The organism is Arminella tubonensis, from assembly GCF_003240585.1.
GTDB classification, from domain to species: domain Bacteria; phylum Pseudomonadota; class Alphaproteobacteria; order Rhizobiales; family Rhizobiaceae; genus Rhizobium; species Rhizobium tubonense.
Window position 1 is genome coordinate 396,072 of the sequence record NZ_PCDP01000059.1, and the last position, 17,326, is coordinate 413,397.

Annotated in this window: 16 protein-coding genes; 8 read left to right on the top strand and 8 right to left on the bottom strand. The window is 56.2% G+C overall.

What is annotated here, in order from left to right; genetic code table 11:
• Positions 1 to 187 precede the first annotated feature (187 nt).
• Genes leuS through holA form a run of 3 tightly spaced genes read left to right on the top strand, consistent with a single transcriptional unit; the run spans position 188 to position 4,382 of the window.
• Positions 188 to 2,818 carry a leucine--tRNA ligase gene (gene leuS, locus CPY51_RS26310; protein WP_111163150.1) on the top strand — a complete coding sequence of 877 codons (2,631 nt, stop codon included), beginning with the start codon at positions 188 to 190 and terminating at the stop codon, positions 2,816 to 2,818.
• Positions 2,808 to 3,329: an LPS assembly lipoprotein LptE gene (gene lptE, locus CPY51_RS26315; RefSeq protein ID WP_111163151.1), complete on the top strand. Its 522-nt coding sequence runs from the start codon at positions 2,808 to 2,810 to the stop codon at positions 3,327 to 3,329. The genes leuS and lptE overlap by 11 nt, the downstream gene beginning before the upstream one ends.
• A gap of 15 nt (positions 3,330 to 3,344) precedes the next feature.
• On the top strand, positions 3,345 to 4,382 hold the full coding sequence (gene holA, locus CPY51_RS26320; protein ID WP_111163152.1) for a DNA polymerase III subunit delta: 1,038 nt from the start codon (positions 3,345 to 3,347) through the stop codon (positions 4,380 to 4,382).
• Between the two features lie 17 nt (positions 4,383 to 4,399).
• Here holA and CPY51_RS26325 read toward each other — a convergent pair whose 3' ends face one another.
• The 8 genes from CPY51_RS26325 to hemE all read right to left on the bottom strand — a co-directional run bounded on the left by CPY51_RS26325 (position 4,400) and on the right by hemE (position 13,260).
• Positions 4,400 to 5,284 (bottom strand): ParB/RepB/Spo0J family partition protein, encoded by an 885-nt coding sequence (locus CPY51_RS26325; RefSeq protein WP_111163153.1) that lies wholly within the window; start codon positions 5,282 to 5,284, stop codon positions 4,400 to 4,402.
• A gap of 33 nt (positions 5,285 to 5,317) precedes the next feature.
• A complete protein-coding gene (locus CPY51_RS26330; protein WP_111163154.1) occupies positions 5,318 to 6,121 on the bottom strand; it encodes a ParA family protein in 804 nt (267 codons plus the stop codon).
• Positions 6,122 to 6,143: 22 nt separating this feature from the next.
• Complete coding sequence (rsmG, locus tag CPY51_RS26335; RefSeq protein WP_111163155.1) at positions 6,144 to 6,761, bottom strand: 16S rRNA (guanine(527)-N(7))-methyltransferase RsmG; 618 nt, start codon at positions 6,759 to 6,761, stop codon at positions 6,144 to 6,146.
• A 33-nt stretch (positions 6,762 to 6,794) separates the two neighbouring features.
• The gene (gene mnmG, locus CPY51_RS26340; RefSeq protein WP_111163156.1) at positions 6,795 to 8,672 is read right to left on the bottom strand and encodes a tRNA uridine-5-carboxymethylaminomethyl(34) synthesis enzyme MnmG; all 1,878 of its coding nucleotides are present in this window, start codon (positions 8,670 to 8,672) and stop codon (positions 6,795 to 6,797) included.
• A gap of 111 nt (positions 8,673 to 8,783) precedes the next feature.
• Entirely contained in the window at positions 8,784 to 10,103 is a 1,320-nt protein-coding gene (gene mnmE, locus CPY51_RS26350; RefSeq protein WP_111163157.1) for a tRNA uridine-5-carboxymethylaminomethyl(34) synthesis GTPase MnmE, read from the bottom strand.
• Positions 10,104 to 10,218: 115 nt separating this feature from the next.
• Complete coding sequence (gene rho, locus CPY51_RS26355; RefSeq protein ID WP_111163158.1) at positions 10,219 to 11,484, bottom strand: transcription termination factor Rho; 1,266 nt, start codon at positions 11,482 to 11,484, stop codon at positions 10,219 to 10,221.
• Positions 11,485 to 11,682: 198 nt separating this feature from the next.
• Complete coding sequence (gene hemJ / locus CPY51_RS26360; protein ID WP_111163159.1) at positions 11,683 to 12,222, bottom strand: protoporphyrinogen oxidase HemJ; 540 nt, start codon at positions 12,220 to 12,222, stop codon at positions 11,683 to 11,685.
• A 3-nt stretch (positions 12,223 to 12,225) separates the two neighbouring features.
• The gene (gene hemE / locus CPY51_RS26365; protein ID WP_111163246.1) at positions 12,226 to 13,260 is read right to left on the bottom strand and encodes a uroporphyrinogen decarboxylase; all 1,035 of its coding nucleotides are present in this window, start codon (positions 13,258 to 13,260) and stop codon (positions 12,226 to 12,228) included.
• A 399-nt stretch (positions 13,261 to 13,659) separates the two neighbouring features.
• Between hemE and CPY51_RS26370 the strand changes: the two genes are divergently transcribed.
• Genes CPY51_RS26370 through dnaQ form a run of 5 tightly spaced genes read left to right on the top strand, consistent with a single transcriptional unit; the run spans position 13,660 to position 17,283 of the window.
• Entirely contained in the window at positions 13,660 to 14,481 is an 822-nt protein-coding gene (locus tag CPY51_RS26370) for a pyruvate, water dikinase regulatory protein (RefSeq protein WP_111163247.1), read from the top strand.
• A gap of 39 nt (positions 14,482 to 14,520) precedes the next feature.
• Positions 14,521 to 15,120: a Maf-like protein gene (locus tag CPY51_RS26375; protein WP_111163160.1), complete on the top strand. Its 600-nt coding sequence runs from the start codon at positions 14,521 to 14,523 to the stop codon at positions 15,118 to 15,120.
• Positions 15,113 to 15,973: a shikimate dehydrogenase gene (locus CPY51_RS26380; RefSeq protein WP_111163161.1), complete on the top strand. Its 861-nt coding sequence runs from the start codon at positions 15,113 to 15,115 to the stop codon at positions 15,971 to 15,973. Before CPY51_RS26375 ends, CPY51_RS26380 begins: the two co-directional genes overlap by 8 nt.
• On the top strand, positions 15,970 to 16,569 hold the full coding sequence (gene coaE / locus CPY51_RS26385; protein ID WP_111163162.1) for a dephospho-CoA kinase: 600 nt from the start codon (positions 15,970 to 15,972) through the stop codon (positions 16,567 to 16,569). Before CPY51_RS26380 ends, coaE begins: the two co-directional genes overlap by 4 nt.
• A complete protein-coding gene (dnaQ, locus tag CPY51_RS26390; RefSeq protein WP_111163163.1) occupies positions 16,570 to 17,283 on the top strand; it encodes a DNA polymerase III subunit epsilon in 714 nt (237 codons plus the stop codon).
• Positions 17,284 to 17,326 lie beyond the last annotated feature (43 nt).

Here is a 17,326-nt window from a genome sequence, read left to right on the forward strand (position 1 = left end):
ACATATCTGCCAGAATTTCCTCCAATCGCAGTAGCCAGCCGCAAGGCGATTGCCAAGAGCCGGTAGCACGAATTCCCTCGCCCGAGGCCCGAGATAACGCGATTGCGGCCCCGCTAAACTTGACGCTTGGTTGGTTTCATGATGAAGGTCACGGCCAACTCCCCATGATCCCCGGAATACAGGTCAAATGGCTATCGAACGTTATAACCCACGCGATGCCGAGCCTCGCTGGCAACAGAAATGGAATGACGAAAAGGTTTTCGTCACTGACAATGACGACCCGCGCGAGAAATATTACGTCCTAGAAATGTTTCCTTATCCGTCGGGCCGGATTCATATGGGCCATGTTCGCAACTATGCGATGGGCGACGTCGTTGCCCGCTACAAGCGCGCACGGGGCTACAACGTTCTCCATCCGATGGGCTGGGACGCCTTTGGCATGCCCGCGGAAAATGCCGCGCGTGACAACAAGGTGCATCCCAAAGAGTGGACCTATCAAAACATCGCGTCGATGAAAGCCCAGTTGAAGGCGATGGGATTGTCGCTGGACTGGAGCCGCGAATTCGCGACCTGCGACGTCGAATATTATCACCGGCAGCAAATGCTTTTCATCGACATGATGGAAAAGGAGCTGGTTTACCGCAAAAAATCAAAGGTCAATTGGGACCCTGTCGACAATACTGTTCTGGCCAACGAACAGGTGATCGACGGGCGCGGCTGGCGCTCCGGCGCGCTGGTCGAGCAGCGCGAACTGACGCAATGGTTCTTCAAGATCACCGACTTCAGTCAGGATTTGCTCGACGCGCTCGACACGCTTGACCACTGGCCGGAAAAAGTACGGCTGATGCAAAAGAACTGGATAGGCCGTTCTGAAGGCCTTTCGATCCGCTGGGAAATCATGCCGGGCACGGCTCAGAGTGATGAGAGAGAAGTCGCGGTCTATACGACGCGCCCGGACACCCTGTTCGGAGCGTCTTTTCTCGCGATTGCGGCCGACCACCCGCTGGCGAAGGAAGCCGCTGCAAGGGATCCGGCGGTCGAGGCATTTTGTGAAGAATGCCGCCGCGCCGGTACATCGGTAGCCGCGCTGGAAACGGCGGAAAAGAAAGGCATGGATACGGGCATCCGGGTCAGGCATCCGCTCGACGCCTCCTGGGAGCTGCCTGTCTACATCGCCAACTTCGTGCTGATGGAATATGGCACCGGAGCCATCTTCGGCTGCCCGTCCGGCGATCAGCGCGACCTTGATTTCGCTCGCAAATACGATCTGCCGGTCGTCCCGGTTGTCATGCCCAAGGATGGCGACGCAGCAAGTTTCGTGATCGGTGACATCGCCTATGACGGTGACGGCGTGATGATCAACTCGCAGTTCCTTGATGGCATGACGCCCGCTGAGGCTTTCGACGCCGTTGCGGCAAGACTCGCTGCGATGACGTTGGGCAATGCGCCACAAGGCGAACGGAAAGTAAATTTCCGCCTGCGCGACTGGGGCATTTCACGCCAGCGCTATTGGGGTTGCCCCATCCCGGTCATTCATTGCGATGACTGCGGCGTTCTGCCTGTGCCGAAGAAGGACCTGCCGGTAAAACTGCCGGACGATGTCACCTTCGATCAGCCCGGCAATCCGCTCGACCGACATCCGACCTGGCGATATGTGGCCTGTCCGCATTGTGGCAAGGACGCACGGCGCGAGACCGACACAATGGATACCTTCGTTGATTCGAGCTGGTACTTCACCCGCTTTACCGCGCCTTGGGAGAATGAGCCGACCAACAAAGCTGCCGCAAACCACTGGCTTCCTGTCGATCAATATATTGGTGGCATCGAGCACGCCATTTTGCACCTGCTCTATTCCCGCTTCTTCACCCGCGCCATGCAGGAAACCGGCCACGTCGATGTGAAGGAGCCGTTCAAGGGCCTGTTTACTCAGGGCATGGTCGTGCATGAGACATACAGCCGCGGCAAGGGTGCAGCCCGCGAATGGATTCCCCCTGTCGATATCCGGATAGAAGAAGCAGAGGGTCGGCGGCGTGCCATATTGCTGTCTACCGGGGAAGAGATCTCCATCGGCTCGATTGAAAAGATGTCGAAGTCGAAGAAGAACGTGGTGGATCCCGATGATATCATTGCCTCCTATGGGGCGGACACAGCCCGCTTTTTTGTACTGTCCGATTCTCCGCCGGATCGCGACGTTATCTGGTCGGAAGCAGGCGTCGAAGGTGCCCATCGTTTCACACAGCGCGTATGGCGCTTGGTCTCCGAAGCATGCGATGTCCTTAAATCAGCCAAAGGGACTCCGGCTAAGGAAGGTGAGGCGCTTGCTATCTCACAGATTGCCCATCGAACGTTGAAGGCGGTCCAGGCTGACTACGACAAGCTTGCCTTCAACAAGGCTGTGGCACGCATTTATGAGTTCGTGAATGCGCTTGCAGTTCCTCTGGCGAAGGTTGCTGGCGGTGGCGCCGATGTGGCCTATCGCGAGGCAGTTCGCGATGCGGTGGAGATCCTGATTGCGATCGTTGCACCGATCACGCCGCATCTAGCTGAAGAATGCTCGGCCACTCTTGGCAATGCCCATCTGATCGCCATGTCGGCATGGCCGGTCGCTGATGACGAATTGGTGGTGGAAAATGACATCTTGCTTCCGATACAGATCAACGGCAAGAAGCGCGCCGAATTGACAATCTCACGCGATGCGGATCAAAGTGCCGTCAAGGAAGCCGTGCTCGCCCTGGATGCTGTCAGAAGCGCGTTGAATGGTCAGGCGCCGAAGAAGATCATTGTCGTTCCACAGAGGATCGTAAACATTGTCGTCTGATTTCATTTCAAACCTCGCTCGCACCGCGGGCGTCGTAGCCCTCGTTGCCGTCCCGTTAGCGTTGTCGTCATGTCAGGTTCGCCCGCTTTACGCAGAAAGCACCGGCGTGACAGCGAAGCTATCATCCGTCTCCTTTTCGCCGGCATCTACACGTGTCGGCCAGGAAGTTCGAAATCAGCTCATTTTCGTCGCGGGACGCGGTGCTGGTGAGCCGGCCAAACCGGAATATAACGTGACGCTGACGGCCACCGCCAGTACTGCTGGCGTTCTGTATCTCGCCTCTTCCGATACTTCGCAGGCCGGTCGTACGGTTGTGACTGCGTCGTTCGTCCTCAAGAACGCCAGCGATGGCAAGGTCCTGAAAGCGGGCAGTCGATCAGCTGTTGCTCTTGTAGACTTTCCGACACAGGAATTCGCCAAGCAGCGCGCTATCCGCGACTCTGAGGATCGTGCAGCGCGTGAAGTGGCACAGCTTGTGGGCGCCGATATCTCCGCTGCCCTTAGCCGCTAAGGGCGGGGACGAGGCATGACGGAAATCAAATCTCACGAATTCGAGGGATTTCTGTCGAACGCTGCGAAGCGGTATAGGATCTTCATCATCTACGGTCCAGATCGCGGCCTCGTGTCGGAGCGGGCGACACTCATTGCTGCCGAGACGACGGTGTCATTGGATGACCCATTTGCCTTGATCAAACTCGATATCGGAGACCTCCATAACGACGCCGGACGCTTGATCGATGAAACAAATGCGATGGGTTTATTCGGGGGGCAGCGCCTCGTCTGGATCCGTGGCGCCGCAAACGAGAAAGCGCTTATCGACTCGTTGCAGGTGATTGCCGGAAACCCGCCGGACAGTGCATTTCTCATCGTCGAGGCGGGCGACCTCAAGAAGGGATCCGCACTTCGCAAGATTGCGGAGGGCAATCGAACGGTCGTCGGAATTCCTTGCTACGCTGACGATGTCAGGGCGCTTAATAGTCTGATCGATCATGAGCTGGCAAATGAAAGCCTGCGCATCACGCCGGCCGCGCGCCACATGCTGCTCGAACTTCTAGGTGGCGACCGGATCGCCTCGCGGAATGAAGTCAGGAAGCTCGCACTCTATTGCAGCGGCCTCGGCACGATCGACGAAGACCATGTGGGCGACATTATCGGTGATGCGAGCGCAGTCTCCGCCGATGACGCAGTCGACGCAATATTGAAGGGCGACACAGAGTCCTTCCTTCACGCGACGCAAAAAATCACCTCGTCGAAGACGTCGATCTTTCTCGTCCTGCAGGGTTGCCTGCGGCAATTTCAGCTTCTGGATATCATGCGCGCAGAGATGGATGAGAAGCGTCTCGCAGCAACTCAAGTCATGCAGACACATGGGCGGCACCTGCATTTCAAGCGAAAACCGATTATTGAAAAGGCGTTACAGACCTGGACCGCGCCAGCCATCTCGCGCGAAATGAATAGGCTGCAAGCCGCCATTTTTCAGAGTCGTCAACGCCAAAGCATCGAAGACAGCATTGCGCTGCAGACATTGCTATCCACAACGCTGCAAGCCGCGCGAAAGAATTGACCCAAAGCAAATGGCGCCTAGCGGCGCTCCAGCAGTCTGCAGATCTCCTCCAGCTGCTCAAGACTCTTGTACGCGATGCGAATTTGACCGCCACTTCCCTTGTGATTGATGATCACATCGAGGCCGAGAGCATCTGACAGCGTTCGCTCGAGCGCAACGGTGTCGGAATCCTTGGCGTCACGAATACTCGTTGCAGGACGAGGATCGCTTTGAGCCTTGATATCGTTCTGCGCCAGACGTTCGGCATCGCGCACCGACATACCCTTGGAAACGATCGTACGGGCGAGCGACGCAGGGTCCGATGTGGACACCAGCGCACGGGCGTGTCCAGCGGAGAGACTGCCACCGGCAAGCAGATCGCGAACGGAATCCGGCAACTTAAGCAGGCGGAGAGAATTCGCGACATGGCTGCGGCTCTTGCCAATAATCTCACCAAGATCATTTTGTGTGTAGCCGTGCTCAGCAATCAGCTGCTCGTAGCCCTGAGCTTCCTCAAGCGCATTCAGATCTGCGCGTTGAACGTTTTCAACGATGGCAATTTCAAGCGCGGTCTTATCGTCCACATCGCGGACGATAACGGGAATTTCGATCAGACCCGCGAGTTGGGCAGCGCGCCAACGTCTTTCGCCGGCTATGATTTCATATCGGCCGGCGGAAACCGTCCGCGCCACGACAGGTTGAACAATGCCATGCTGGCGGATCGACGCCGCCAGATCGTGAAGCTCGGCCTCATCGAAATAACGTCTAGGATTCTTAGGATTTCGGCTGACAAACTCGATCGGAACCATTCGATCAGGATTAACCGTCGGCCGCCCGGCTTCCACAGGATCAGGCTGATCCATCTCGCCAATGAGAGCGGCAAGACCCCGCCCTAGACGTCGCTTTGAAAGATCATCGTTCATTGCACATCACTCACTCTTTCACACGACGAATGGTCAGGCAGCAGCTTTAGCTTTCCGCTGCCGCTCTCTTTGAATAACTTCCGACGCCAATTGCAGATAGGCTTGGCTTCCAGCACACTTCAAATCGTAAAGAATTGCCGGCTTCCCATACGAAGGTGCCTCCGACACGCGCACATTGCGAGGAATCAATGTATGGTAGACCTTTTCCCCGAGATGCGTCCGGACATCGCTAACCACCTGCTGCGCAAGATTATTCCGCGCATCAAACATGGTTAACACAATGCCCTGAATATCGAGCGACGGATTAACGGTCCGTCGAACCTGCTCGACTGTTTCCAAAAGCTGGCTGAGGCCTTCCAAGGCAAAAAACTCGCACTGCAACGGCACCAGAACGGAGTGCGCCGCGGCCATCGCGTTCATCGTAAGCAGGTTGAAAGAAGGCGGGCAATCGACGAGAATATAGGAAAACGCCTGGGCATCCGCTGCCTGAAGCGCCCTCCGCAGCCTAAAAACACGGTCGCTTTGCTGCGAAATCTCCATCTCGACCCCAAGCAGGTCCATTGTCGAAGGAACGATATAAAGGTTGGGAACCGCCGTTTCCACGACTGTCTCTCCGATTCCATGGGTCCCAACCATGACATCATAGGACGATAACTTGCGATTGCGGCGTTCGATCCCGAGGCCGGTGCTAGCGTTACCCTGCGGATCAAGATCAATTATGAGAACGCGCTCACCGATGGCGGCCAGCGCAGTTGCCAAATTGATCGCCGTGGTCGTCTTGCCGACCCCACCCTTTTGATTTGCAACAGTGATAATCCGGTTTCGTTCGCCTACCATGCCCGCACACCACCCGACTATGTTAGATTTTTCGTCGCGGCCTGGTTATTTCAAGAATAACCGAGTCCGGATCGACAACACTGACGTGTTTTAACAGATCAAATTCCCAACGACCACGGGCTTTATCCACTTCGCGCTGGTAATCCCGCCCTTTGTGCAGCAAAAGCCTTATATTCTGGTTGCTGGACGCCCACGGTGCAGCGTGGTCAAGCAGAGAATCCAGCTCCGCTAGGGCGCGCGCCGAAATTGCGTCACAACTAGGGATCAATCGAGCTGCCGCATCAATTCGAAGGGCACGCACGGTCCCCCGGGCATCACATTCCTGCAAACAGACACGCAAGAATGCAGCCTTTTTCAGATTGCTTTCAATGAGATCAACGTGCCCATCCCCGTATTCCGCGAGCAAGATCGCAGTTACAACGCCCGGAAAGCCCCCACCGCTGCCAAGATCAACCCAATGGAGAGGCCGCGGCGATAGCTGAAATATCTGAGCACTATCAGCGATATGACGATCCCAGAGGTCCTGAAGTGTCGAGGGCGCCACCAGGTTTATGGATCGCGACCACTTCTGAAAGAGGGCGGCAAAGTGCTCCAATCTCCCTTGTGTTTCACGTGAAACACGTACGCCGTTCAATCGCATCACAGGACTCTCACACCTTGCAAATGGTTCAGGTCAGGCAGATTTTCGAAGAGCCGCCGCCTCAGACTTCCGCAGATGTGCGATAAGCAATGAGAGCGCCGCGGGCGTCATCCCATCAAGCTTGGCAGCCTGCGCAATATTGTTCGGACGGCCGCGGCTTAACTTGAGCTTCAGCTCATTGGAAAGGCCGGGCAAATCTGAAAAATCGAATTCCGGTGGAATAACCTTGTCTTCTTCCCGTTTCGTCTGCGCAATGTCGGATGATTGGCGATCCATATAGACTGCATATGCCGCCTCGATCTCAAGTGCCTCGACCGAGCGCTTATCAATATTGGCCAATTCTGGCCACAACTTCGAAAGAGACGGTATCGAGTGTTCCGAATAGGACAAAAGTTCATAGGCAGTCCGCCGCTGCCCATCCTGGTTCAAGTGAATGCCAGCCCGCTCTGCCTCGCGCGGCGTAACCCTGAGGTCACGCAATACCGCACGTGCAGCGTCCATATTTGAAATATGACCCGCGAAACGGCCGGCGCGCATTTCACCAACGCATCCAATCGCGAGGCCGACCGGAGTCAATCGAAGGTCTGCATTGTCCGCCCGCAGTGATAAGCGGTATTCCGCCCTCGAGGTAAACATTCGATAAGGCTCGGTAACGCCGCGAGACGTCAGATCGTCGATCATGACACCAATGTACGACTCGGCACGGCTAAAATGAATAGCGCTCTCCCCGGCAGCATATTTCGCAGCGTTAAGACCGGCGACCAACCCCTGCGCCGCCGCCTCTTCGTAGCCGGTCGTTCCATTTATCTGGCCCGCGAGAAACAATCCCTGCATCTTCCGCATCTCCAGGGAACTTGTGAGCTCACGCGGGTCTACGTGATCATATTCGATCGCATACCCGGGTTGAAGAATATGAGCTCGTTCCAGGCCCGGAATGGTTCGAATGAAGGCATCTTGAACCTTCGCAGGAAGCGACGTAGAGATACCGTTGGGATATACCGTGTCGTCTTCCAAACCCTCCGGCTCCAGAAATATCTGATGGCCATCCCGCTCGCCAAATTTGACAATCTTGTCCTCAATCGACGGACAATATCGCGGTCCGACGCCCTCGATCTGACCGGAATACATAGCCGACTGCTGCAGATTCTCTGAAATGATCTTATGCGTCGCGGGCGTCGTTCTTGTGATGCCACATTCAATCTGACGATTCGCAATGCGGTCCGTCATGAACGAAAAGGGGATGGGTTCCTCGTCAGCACCCTGGCGCCCCACAGAATTCCAATCAATCGTTCGACCATCAAGACGGGCGGGAGTCCCCGTCTTCAAACGTCCGAGAGCGAGGCCAAGTCTCGACAACGTAGCTGACAGCCCCGCTGAAGGTGGCTCGCCAACGCGGCCCGCCGGAGTCTTTTCATTTCCAATATGTATCAAGCCACGGAGAAAAGTGCCTGTCGTCAGCACAACTGAGGCGCATCGAAAGATCCGCCCGTCCTTCAAGATCACCGCCGCGACGGCATGCTCGACGATATCGAGATCAAAGACATCACCTTCGATAATATCCAGATTCGCAATACCGGCCAATTCGGACTGCATCGCCGATCGATAAAGCTTCCGGTCGGCCTGCGTCCGGGGGCCTCGAACCGCTGGCCCCTTTTTTCGGTTGAGCATGCGAAATTGAATACCTGCCGCGTCCGCAACACGCCCCATCACGCCGTCCAATGCGTCGATCTCGCGAACAAGGTGGCCCTTCCCCAATCCGCCAATCGCCGGGTTGCAGGACATCATTCCAATCGTCTCGCGCTGATGCGTAATAAGGGCCACCGAAGCGCCGAGGCGTGTAGCGGCGCTTGCAGCCTCGCAACCAGCGTGCCCACCACCAACAACAACAACGTTATATTTTTTATTGAACATTCGGGCGCCCGCCTTTTGTTCTGTTTGCCATACTGGATTATAGAGTCAAGAAGGTTTCACGTGAAACACTCGATGAGACTCGCATGCCGCGCATCCGGTGTTTCACGTGAATCATTTTCCAATACAAAACTCGGAGAAAATGACGTCCAGTAGATCTTCAACGTCAACATGTCCCGTAATGCGACCCAGACTCTGCGCCGCCAACCGCAAGAACTCCGCTCTAACGTCAAGCCCGCCATCTTGCTCACAAATAGCGGATTTCAACATCCGGGACGCCTCCGTGATCAGCTGCCGATGCCGAAGCCTACTTGGCAGCGCCATGGAATGACCGGGGTTCAAATTAGACAATTCCTGAGCGAGGCAGGCGCGCAATTCTGCCAACCCCGCGCCGGTTTTTGATGACAGCCGCAAGTCATACTCAGCCGGTCCGTCGACAGAAAGATCGAGCTTCGTTCCGACACGGATCACCCGGCCGCTGAAACCATCGAAATTTTCCTGCGCGCATTCGCCGTTCTCCGCCAGCGACAGCACAATGTCCGCCTCTCCAATCGTCTTCAATGCGCGGCGAATACCCTCGCTTTCAACGATCTCATCGGTCTCCCGCAGCCCCGCCGTGTCGAAGAGCTTCACCGCGAAACCGTCAATATCCAGATCGACCTGGAGAACATCGCGCGTCGTCCCCGCGACGCTTGTTACTATAGCCACATCCCGCTGAGCCAGGGCATTGAGCAGGCTTGATTTTCCACTGTTGGGCGCGCCGGCGATCACCACCTTGAGCCCATCTCTGACGATCTCCCCGAAGGCCGCACCAGCGAGGTGGGACTCCAGCTCATCGTGGACGGCTGCCATATCGGCCCAGACGCGGTCGGAGACCGATCCCGGGACATCATCTTCATCGGCAAAATCGAGTTCAGCCTCTATCAAGGCACGCGCGCGAGTAATCCGATCCGCCCACGCTTTATACAGGCGCGATAGACCGCCCGAGCTGTGCTCAACGGCCAGCCGACGCTGCATCTCCGTCTCCGCCGCAATCAAGTCGGCCAAGCCCTCAATCTCGACCAGGTCCAGTTTGCCGTTTTCAAGCGCCCGACGTGAGAACTCACCATGTTCAGCCAACCGACAACCTTCGAAGGTCGACAGCTCCTTCAGTAGAGCCGAGACCAAGGCCTTTCCGCCGTGAATGTGGAGCTCAACGCAATCTTCCCCGGTAAACGAAGCAGGCCCACGGAAGGTCAGCACCAAACCTCGATCTAGCACCAAACCGTTACGAGTCCGAATCGTTCTAAGCGAGGAATGCTGCGGTGGCGGCAATTCTCCAACGAGAGCGGCCGCGGCAAGGAAAGTCAGCGAGCCACTCAACCGTATTACAGCGACGCCTGAGGGCAATCCACCGCTGGAGAGAGCAAAGATCGTGTCACTATCCGTGTTCATTGCCTCAACGCCTCAAATCAATCCGCATCCGAATCGATAATTCGAGCAGATCACCCAACGAAATCGGGCCGCTTATCGCGACCCGAGGAACCTGACATGAATCCGGCTAAGTAAACTAGGTATTCATCGAGTCGAAGAAGTCAGGATTATTCTTCGTCTGCTTGAGCTTGTCGATGAGAAATTCGATCGCGTCCGTCGTGCCCATGGGCGCAAGGATACGGCGCAGAACAAAGATCTTCTGAAGGTCCTGGCGCGGTACCAGAAGCTCTTCCTTACGCGTGCCAGACTTGAGGATATCCATCGCCGGGAAGATTCGCTTGTCCGCAACCTTCCGGTCGAGGACAATTTCCGAGTTACCAGTACCCTTGAACTCTTCGAAAATGACTTCGTCCATACGACTACCGGTGTCGATCAGCGCCGTTGCAATGATCGTCAGCGAACCACCTTCTTCAATGTTACGCGCGGCGCCGAAAAAGCGCTTCGGGCGCTGCAAAGCGTTAGCATCCACACCACCAGTGAGAACCTTGCCTGAGGAGGGAACGACTGTGTTATAGGCGCGACCAAGGCGCGTGATGGAATCGAGCAGGATGACAACGTCACGCCCATGCTCAACGAGCCGCTTGGCCTTCTCGATAACCATCTCAGCCACCTGAACGTGCCGCACGGCAGGCTCGTCGAACGTGGATGACACAACCTCGCCACGCACGGAGCGCTGCATGTCGGTGACCTCTTCCGGTCGCTCATCAATCAGCAGGACAATCAGATAGCACTCGGGATGGTTCGCAGTGATCGAGTGCGCAATGTTTTGCAACAGCACGGTCTTGCCGGTGCGCGGCGGCGCCACGATCAGTCCACGTTGCCCCTTGCCGAGAGGCGCAACCAGGTCAATCACTCGGGGCGACAAATCCTTCGTCGTCGGGACGTCCAACTCCATTCGGAAGCGGTCGTTCGGATAGAGGGGCGTCAGATTGTCAAAGTGAACTTTATGACGGATCTTTTCCGGATCATCGAAATTGATCGTGTTGACCTTCAGCAAGGCGAAATAACGCTCACCCTCCTTCGGACCACGGATAGGACCTTCAACGGTATCACCCGTCTTGAGAGAGAAGCGCCGAATCTGAGAGGGTGAAATATAGATATCGTCTGGCCCGGGCAGGTAGTTGGCATTGGCAGAACGCAAGAAACCAAAACCATCCTGAAGAACTTCGACCACGCCTTCGCCGATAATTTCAACGTCCTGGCTGGCAAGCACCTTCAGTATGGCAAACATCAACTCCTGTTTGCGCATAGTGCTCGCGTTTTCAACCTCTAGCGATTCGGCAAACGCCAGTAAATCGGTCGGAGGTTTGCTCTTAAGTTCTTGAAGCTTCATTTCAGCCATGAAGGGACCATTACTCTGTTTTTAAAGGGGAAAGGCGATGTTTGTCGAATTCGGTACCGCGACGAGAACTCGCGGGCGACTGAATGGATACATGCCACGAAGATGAGATTGGCCGGAAAATAGCGATTCACGTGAAACCCCGCAAGGGGGGTGCTTAAAATGAAGCGAATTTAACCTCAGGCCTATTCCCAGCGTTGTCTAGCTGAAAGGCTTGACAACGGCAAGGACTACGATCGCGATCATCAAAACGGTCGGCGCCTCGTTCATGTAGCGCCAGTAGCGGGCTGACCTACGATTATCGTCGCGCGCAAAGGCCTTAACCGACCTGCTGAAGAAGATGTGGACTACGGTCAGCAGCACCACGAGAGCGATCTTGGCATGCAGCCATGTCCCCTGGAAACCATAGACCGACCACGCAAGGTAGAGTCCGAATATCCAGGTCAGCATCATCGCTGGATTCATGATCACCTTCAGCAGCCGCTGCTCCATCATCTTGAAGGTCTCCGACTGTACAGAACCTGGTGCCGCGTCCGTGTGGTATATGAACAGCCGCGGCATGTACAGCAACCCAGCCATCCACGAAATCACTGCGATGATATGCAGTGCCTTGACCCACAGGTAGAGGTCGGCGGGGTTCCAAATCAAAAGCCCGATGGCCACCGCGACAAAGATACCGATGGCGAGATATGCCCGCCGGCGCGCATAATTGGCCGGTTTCAGATCCGTCTGCTCCTCCATCAGTCAGCCCTTCCAGCTACGGACATGCTCAACGAGGGTCGTCACATGTTGAGGGTCCGCCTGCGGCGTAATGCCGTGACCAAGATTGAATATCAGCGGTCCCTGGCCAAGATGCTCGAGGATATCATCCACGCCCTCCTTTAGAGCCCTGCCGCCAGCCACCACCCGCATGGGATCCAGGTTACCCTGAATCGGCCCCTCCTTCTGCAGTTCGACGGCAAATGGCAGGGGTACCGACCAATCCAGCCCGATCGCATCAGCTCCAGTCTTTTGGCGATAGTCCTTGAGCATAAATCCAGCTCCCTTGGCAAAAGCGATAATTCGAGCCTGCGGCCGCCGTGCTTTTACCGAGGCGATCATCTTCGCGACCGGCTTCACCGCAAAAGCCTCGAACTCACGGGCTCCAAGCACACCCGCCCAGGAATCGAAAATCTGGACGGCGTCGGCTCCAGCATCAATTTGAGCAACCAGATAATCGGCCGAAATCTCCGCGAGCAGCATCAGCAGATGTTCGAAAGCCTCCGGATATCGGTACGCGAATAACCGAGCCGGCGCCTGGTCCGGTGTTCCGTGACCGGCAATCATGTAAGTCGCCACAGTCCAAGGCGCCCCACAGAACCCGAGCAACGTAGTTTCGAAAGGCAACTCGACCCGAAGGCGCCTCAAAGTCTCAAACACTGGTTCCAGATGAGCGAGAACATGATCTGCCCTCAACGCCCTTATTCCAGTCTCGTCGATCGGATCCATTTCCGGGCCGCTACCTTCGTTGAAGCGCACGTTTCGTTTCAACGCATCAGGAATGACAAGAATGTCCGAAAACAGAATGGCAGCGTCAAAAGCAAAACGTCTTATCGGCTGTAGCGTCACTTCAACCGCATAGTCGGGCGAATAGCAGAGATCGAGGAAGCTTCCAGCCTTCGCTCGCGTTTGCCTATATTCGGGTAAATAGCGTCCAGCCTGCCGCATGAGCCAGATGGGAGGAGGGCTGAGCGTTTCACCGCCCAATACCCTCATAATCGTCCGGCTCTCATCACTCAATGGCCAAGTCCCCATATAAAAACAAAGATATTCTTAAGGTTTCTATTTCTAAGAGTCGGTGACTATCAAGGATTAAAAGCTGTCCACACCCGACGCCTTTTGACGCGCATGGGGAAATAGCGCTGGAGAAATAGAGAGACATCGTCGGCAAAACGTGAGAAATTCGGATTCCGCTTTATCAAACAAGGACATGAAGTCTCCGACTGCGGATGTCAGCCTGTGGATGAACTGGGGACAGCGGCAAGAGATCAGGACTTATCCACATCACCCACAGGGTTCATATGGAGTACTGCGAAAAATCGCGAATGTGGAAAACTCGGCAGTTTTCCCGGCGCCTCAGCCATGGCCGCGCGAATCTTTTTGGCTCTCCCCATTTATCAACAGATGACGGAATATAGCGTGGAGAACCGCACAAACTTCTTTCATCTTCACCTGATTTCTGACTCGACCGGCGAGACTCTCATTTCCGCCGGTCGAGCGGTATCGGCGCAATTCCATAGCAGTCAGCCGATCGAGCATGTCTATCCATTGATCCGCAATCGGCGCCAGCTTTTGCCGGTGCTTGAGGCGATCGATACCAGTCCCGGTATCGTCCTTTATACAATCGTCGACCGAGAGCTTGCCGATCTGATCGACGGTCGCTGCCGGGAAATGAGCGTGCCGTGCGTCAACGTGCTCGAACCGGTCATGAACGTCTTCCAAACTCATCTCGGTGCCACCTCCCGTCGTCGTGTTGGCGCCCAGCACGTGATGAACGCGGAATACTTCGCGCGCATCGAAGCGCTCAATTTCACGATGGATCATGACGACGGCCAGATGCCGGATGATTACAATGACGCGGATGTCGTAATTATAGGCATCAGCAGGACATCGAAGACGCCCACCAGCATCTATCTTGCCAATCGAGGCATCAAGACGGCCAATATCCCGATCGTTCACGGAATGGTTTTGCCGGAAAGCCTTATCCAGGCAACGAAGCCTTTGATCGTCGGGCTTGTCGCCACAACCGACCGTATATCGCAGGTGCGCGAAAATCGTATTCTGGGCGCGACTGCCGGCTTTGATCGCGGTGGTTATACGGATCGTGCCACGATTTCCGAGGAGCTAAAATATGCCCGTTCAATCTGTGCCCGACATAATTGGCCGATCATCGATGTCACCCGCCGCTCCATTGAGGAAACGGCAGCGGCCATTGTTGCCCTCCGGCCGAAGCTGCGCTAAGCGCGATTTCCTCCCTGCCTTTTCGAGGTCTCTTTGCTCATGACGCCGCGCCTTATCCTTGCCTCAACGAGCCCCTTCCGCAGGATGCTGATGGAGAACGCTGGGCTGCATTTCGAAGCCGTTGCCGCGGCAATCGACGAACGCGCTATTGAGGCGCCGCTGGAGCGGGAGGGCGCCGCGCCGGATGCGGTGGCGCTGATCTTGGCGAGAGCAAAGGCACAGGAGGTCAGTGCTCGTTTTCCTGATGCGTTCGTAATCGGCTCGGACCAAACAATGTCGCTCGGCGAACTGGTGTTTCACAAGCCGAAAGATATTGGCGATGCGGAGAACCACCTGCAGATTTTGGCGGGCAAGACGCATCGCTTGAACAGTGCGATCGCTATTGCGAGAGCCGGAAACATACTCTGGGAGCATGTTTCCCATGCAGAACTGACAATGCGCGATTTGACGCCGGACTTCATTCGCCGCCATATTGCAAGGGTCGGTGATCGGGCAATGGCGAGCGTCGGCGCCTACCAACTCGAGGGCGAGGGCATCCAGCTTTTCTCCCACATCGAAGGGGACTACTTTACGATATTGGGGCTGCCGATGTTGCCTCTGTTGCAGCAATTGCGTGAGTTGGGCTTGGTCGATGGATGATTCACGTGAAACATTAACCCTAAATGCCTTCGTCACCGGCTATCCGATCAAGCACTCGCGTTCACCTCTGATCCACGGATATTGGTTGGCACGCCTCGGAATTTCCGGCACCTACCAATCGCACGAGGTGCGCCCGGAGGATTTCGCCGCCTTCATCGGTGCGTTAAAGAATGGTACTTCGTCCTTCGTCGGCGGCAATGTCACGCTTCCGCACAAGGAAATTGCCTTCAGATTGGCTGACAGGCCAGATGAATTGTCGGCGGAACTCGGCGCGTCGAACACGCTCTGGCTAAAGGACGGCCTATTGTACGCCACCAACACCGATGGCCGTGGTTTCACCGCCAACCTCGATGCGCGCCATCCGGGGTGGGATCACGGCGACAAGGCGGTCGTTCTGGGAGCAGGCGGGGCCAGCCGGGCGATAATCCAAGCCATCCGCGACCGAGGCTTCAAGGAAATCCACGTCGTCAATCGAACGATCGACCGCGCGCGGGAACTGGCGGATCGCTTCGGCAAAAAGGTTCATGCCCATCCGATGGCTGCGCTGGAAGAGGTGATGGGCGGTGCCGGTCTCTTCGTCAACACGACATCGCTCGGCATGGAAGGTGGGAGCTCGCCTCAGATTGATTTTCGTCCGCTGTCCGCTGACGCAGTCGTGACCGACATCGTTTACGTACCCTTGAGAACGCCGCTGCTGGAACAAGCTGAAGCTCAAGGCTTTGCCACAGTCGACGGTCTTGGGATGCTGTTGCACCAGGCGGTACCTGGTTTTGAGACATGGTTCGGCAAACGTCCCGTCGTTGACGAGGCACTTCGCGCGCTCGTGATCGCTGATATGGAACAGCACGGATGATCCGCCTTGGATTAACAGGATCGATCGGCATGGGCAAATCCACGACGGCGAAGCTCTTCGCCGACGCGGGAATTCCAGTCCACGATGCCGACGCTGTCGTGCATGATCTCTATCGCGGCGAAGCCGCCCGGCTGATAGAAATGGCTTTTCCGGGTACGACCCGAAACGGCGCCGTCGATCGTCAGGTTCTCGGAGAGCAGCTCGCGCAGGAGCCAGGCGGCTTCAAGCGACTGGAAGCGATCGTCCATCCCTTGGTACGCGCCCGCGAGCAACGGTTTCTAAAGGAGCAGCAAGCGGCAGGCGCTGACCTCGTGATCCTGGACATCCCACTGCTCTTCGAATCAGGAGGCGCTGAACGGATCGACAAAGTCGTCGTCGTGAGCAGTGATCCACAGATTCAACACCAGCGAGTCCTTGCCCGGCCTGCTATGACGGAGGAGAAATTCAGACTGATTCTCTCGCGCCAGATGCCAGACGCTGAAAAGCGGGCGAGAGCAGATTACGTGGTCGATACCGGCAACGGCATCGAGGCCGCTCGCAAGCAAGTCAACGACATCATCGCGGATTTGCGACGGACAAAGGACGGGGGACGCTAGATGCGCGAGATCATCTTCGATACGGAAACGACGGGGCTCGACAACCGAACCGACAGGATTATCGAGATCGGCGGCATAGAACTCTTCAACCACTTCCCGACCGGACGGACCTTCCACCGATACGTCAATCCCGGCGAGCAAAAGGTTCATCCCGATGCCCTCGCAGTTCACGGGATTACCGACGAATTCCTAAGAGACAAGCCGTCCTTTGCCGAGGTCGCCACCGACATCATCGAATTCTTTGGCGATGCCAAATGGATTGCTCACAATGCCACCTTCGATATGGGCTTCATGAACGCGGAATTGGCGCGGCTCGGCATGCCCTCTATCCTGCCGGAAATGTTTGTGGACACCTTGTCGATGGCTCGACGCAAACATCCGATGGGTCCGAATTCTCTGGATGCGCTTTGTCGTCGATATGGCATCGATAATGCCCATCGCACCAAGCATGGCGCGCTGCTCGATTCGGAGCTGCTGGCGGAAGTCTACATCGAGATGATCGGCGGCCGCCAGACGGCACTGGGCCTCAGCGTCGGCACGTCGTCGGGCGCCGCCAATCACGAAACGGATATCGAAGAAACAGCTGTGGTGATCTTGTCCCGCTCCAGGCCCTTGCCGAACCGCGTGAGTGAGGAGGAACGGCAAGGCCATGCGGCTCTTGTTGCCAGGCTGGGGAACAAGGGCATCTGGTCGAGATACAGCCAACCAAACTGAAAGCCATAAAAAATGCCCGGGCGAGGCCCGGGCATTTTATCGT

Coding starts and splice junctions, on each gene's coding strand:
- leuS (WP_111163150.1), top strand. CDS start 188: ATGGCTATCGAACGTTATAACCCACGCGATGCCGAGCCTCGCTGGCAA.
- holA (WP_111163152.1), top strand. CDS start 3,345: ATGACGGAAATCAAATCTCACGAATTCGAGGGATTTCTGTCGAACGCT.
- CPY51_RS26325 (WP_111163153.1), bottom strand. CDS start 5,284: ATGAACGATGATCTTTCAAAGCGACGTCTAGGGCGGGGTCTTGCCGCT.
- CPY51_RS26330 (WP_111163154.1), bottom strand. CDS start 6,121: ATGGTAGGCGAACGAAACCGGATTATCACTGTTGCAAATCAAAAGGGT.
- rsmG (WP_111163155.1), bottom strand. CDS start 6,761: ATGCGATTGAACGGCGTACGTGTTTCACGTGAAACACAAGGGAGATTG.
- mnmG (WP_111163156.1), bottom strand. CDS start 8,672: ATGTTCAATAAAAAATATAACGTTGTTGTTGTTGGTGGTGGGCACGCT.
- mnmE (WP_111163157.1), bottom strand. CDS start 10,103: ATGAACACGGATAGTGACACGATCTTTGCTCTCTCCAGCGGTGGATTG.
- rho (WP_111163158.1), bottom strand. CDS start 11,484: ATGGCTGAAATGAAGCTTCAAGAACTTAAGAGCAAACCTCCGACCGAT.
- hemJ (WP_111163159.1), bottom strand. CDS start 12,222: ATGGAGGAGCAGACGGATCTGAAACCGGCCAATTATGCGCGCCGGCGG.
- CPY51_RS26375 (WP_111163160.1), top strand. CDS start 14,521: ATGACGCCGCGCCTTATCCTTGCCTCAACGAGCCCCTTCCGCAGGATG.
- CPY51_RS26380 (WP_111163161.1), top strand. CDS start 15,113: ATGGATGATTCACGTGAAACATTAACCCTAAATGCCTTCGTCACCGGC.
- coaE (WP_111163162.1), top strand. CDS start 15,970: ATGATCCGCCTTGGATTAACAGGATCGATCGGCATGGGCAAATCCACG.
- dnaQ (WP_111163163.1), top strand. CDS start 16,570: ATGCGCGAGATCATCTTCGATACGGAAACGACGGGGCTCGACAACCGA.